Genomic DNA, 1,628 nt, shown 5'->3' with positions numbered 1-1,628 from the left:
AGGCGTTCACCGTGTCGGTGCCCTCTCCCTCCAGCTCCACCACCACATCGCCGGCGTTGTCAACGACGTAGAGGTCGTTGCCGGTGCCGCCGACCAGCGTGTCGGCCCCGCCGCCGCCGTTCAGCGTGTCGTCACCCTCCAGCCCGGTCAGCAGGTTGGCGGCCCCATTGCCGATCAGCAGGTTGCTGGCCGCGTTGCCGGTGCCGGTGAGGGCGACCGAGCCGGTCAGGGTGAGGTTCTCGAAGTCGGCAAGCAGGGTGTGGCTGATCGAGCTCTGCACCGTGTCGATGCCTTCGCCCGGCAGTTCCACCAGCACGTCGCCGATGTTGTCGATGACGTAGGTGTCGTTGCCGGCGCCGCCGATCAGCGTGTCGGCTCCCGCCCCGCCGTTCAGCGTGTCGTTGCCGTCCAGCCCAACCAGGACATTGTCCGCCGCCGTGCCGGTCAGGCTGTTGTCGAGATCGTTGCCGGTGCCGGTCAGGGCGCCACCGGTCAGCACCAGCGCCTCGACGTTGGCGCCCAGCGTGTAGTCGATGGCGCTGCGCACCGTGTCGCTGCCTTCGCCGACCAGTTCGACTACCACGTCGCCGGTCTGGTCGACGATGTGGGTGTCGTTGCCACTGCCGCCGATCAGGCTGTCCGCACCGGCACCGCCGTCGAGCCAGTCGTTGCCGGCGGCCCCCGCCAGCGTGTCGTTGCCCGCCCCGCCGCGCAGGGTGTCGTTGCCGGCGCTGCCGGTGCCGGCGAAGCTGCCGGAGCCGGTGTAGGTCAGCACCTCGACATTGGCCGCCAGGGTGAAGGCGGACAGAGATGTGCGCACCTTGTCGGTGCCCTCACCGGCAGCCTCTACCACCAGATCGGCCACATCGTCGATGATGTAGGTGTCGTTGCCGGCGCCACCGACCAGCATGTCGAGGCCAAGCCCGCCGGCCAGGGTGTCGTTACCGGCCCCACCCTGGATGCGGTTGTCCAGCTCGTTCCCGGTACCGCTGAAGGCGCCGGTGCCGGTGAAGGTCAGCGACTCGATGTTGGTACCGAGCGTATAGGCGGTGAGCGTGGTGCGGACCTCGTCGGTCCCTTCGCCGGTCAGTTCGGTGACGACGTCGCCACTGTCGTCGACGAGATAGACGTCGTCGCCCAGCCCGCCGACCAGGGTGTCGGCCCCCAGGCCGCCATCGAGCGTGTCGTTGCCGTCCAGCCCGCTCAGGCTGTCGGCCCCCGTACCACCGCTGAGGCGGTTGTCGAGCGCATTGCCGGTGCCGGCGAAGGCGGCCGAACCGGTATAGGTGAGGTGTTCGACCCCTTCGCCCAGAGTATAGGCGCCCAAACCGGTGCGGACTTCGTCGGTGCCTTCGCCCACCGCCTCGACGATGTGGTCGAGCGGGTTGGCGATCAGGTAGAGGTCGTCGCCGCTGCCGCCGGCCAGGGTGGCGCCCACCACCGCGTCGGCCGGGCCGCCGGTCAGGGTGTCGTTTCCGGCTCCGCCGAACAGGCTGTCGGCACCTCCGCCACCATCGAGGCGGTCGTCGCCATCCAGACCGTACAGTTCGTCATCGGCCAAGCCACCGATGATCGTATCGTTTCCACTGGTACCCGTCTGATCGACATCGGACAGCGCTCCCCCAAGC

General features: G+C 68.9%; 1 protein-coding gene. It reads right to left on the bottom strand.

Annotated elements, in window-relative coordinates:
- A partial coding sequence (locus I71_RS08360; protein WP_244433708.1) for a calcium-binding protein occupies positions 1–1,561 on the bottom strand: 1,561 nt, incomplete at its 3' end.
- Positions 1,562–1,628: the final 67 nt, after the last annotated feature.

Source organism: Azospirillum sp. B506 (assembly GCF_000333595.1).
Taxonomy (GTDB): domain Bacteria; phylum Pseudomonadota; class Alphaproteobacteria; order Azospirillales; family Azospirillaceae; genus Azospirillum.
Note: the sequence above shows the minus strand (reverse complement) of the source record. Positions and strands in the feature narration are given on the sequence as shown.